The 1,213-nt window shown below is 33.0% G+C and carries 1 protein-coding gene; it reads right to left on the bottom strand.

From position 1 onward, the window contains the following. Nucleotides 1-658: 658 nt before the first annotated feature. A partial coding sequence (locus BLQ17_RS22065) for an RHS repeat-associated core domain-containing protein (protein WP_143005622.1) occupies nucleotides 659-1,213 on the bottom strand: 555 nt, incomplete at its 5' end.

Genomic DNA, 1,213 nt, shown 5'->3' with positions numbered 1-1,213 from the left:
AAAGATTATTTTTTTTTATTACAAAGAAAATCTATAATGAATATTTGCACTAATAATAAATTTACAAGTATCTCTTCAGCTAGTCCGAATCTGTTTTTTATATAAATCGTAGCACTAGTAATCAATATAAATATTACAGCAATAGTGGCTGTTGTATATGTATTTTTCACACTACAACAAAATGAATCTTTTATTATTTTTGCAACACTAGAATCAATTTGCAGCAAGGAACGAGACATAACATATGGTAGGAATACGGAAAAAGTAATTATTAAAATATTCATAAAGGTGATGTCGTTAATTTTTATAACGCTTAAAAAAACAGGCTTAAATATAAAATATAAAATACCAGGAATTGTTACTATTATACATGTGTACATAAACAAAACGAATATTTTAAAACTTCTTCTTAAGCACTCTAAAAAATGAATATTATTCCTTGTGGCATCTGTGCTTATTGATAAAAAACACACAAAAGCAATTAATGAAACAACCATTGCAATTTTATGTAGAATATCAATTGACGAAAATGAATAAATCAATTGACAAATTACTTGTATTAGTAGATGAATCTTAAATTGTATGGATTGGCGAGTTATCATTGTTCTCAACAAGTTATTGTTATATCTTAACAAAAGATACGTCTAGGTTATAGGGCTCATTTTTTTTGGCAACAGTCTCTTGTATTTTTGCTTATTTCTGTCAATTCTTGAACCGTAATTTCCCATTCCGCGAGTGCTTCAACTCCTGACAACGGATTTCTCGATAAAAAGGCTCCAGTGATTGCTTGGATTGTATAGTATGTTAATTTGCCTACTTTTATACTTATTTTCCCCAATGCGGGCAGAATACATCTAAACAAATCATCAAATGTGCTGTTTCGATTTGCTAAGATCGAATCAGGGTCAACATAATCTTTTCTATCTTGCCGTTCTCCAAAATCATCCACATCTCTTTCCCTTGCGCCTAACTCAGTTCCTGGATGAGAATAATCTGCTCGGTCAACTTGTTCCCCAAAATCATCCACATCCCCCATATCATCAAATCCTGAGTCTTCAAATAATCCGAGGGAATCCACACGATTGACGGGATTATTCCTCACATAAGAGTACAAGTTGTTTCCTCCAATAATACCAATAGGATCCTCCGAAGTCCATACTCCGGCGGATGGGTCATACTGCCTGAAATGGAAATGGTAGAGTCCCGACTCCGG

It is taken from the genome of Desulforhopalus singaporensis (assembly GCF_900104445.1).
GTDB classification, from domain to species: domain Bacteria; phylum Desulfobacterota; class Desulfobulbia; order Desulfobulbales; family Desulfocapsaceae; genus Desulforhopalus_A; species Desulforhopalus_A singaporensis.
This window is presented reverse-complemented; position numbering and strand designations above follow the sequence as displayed.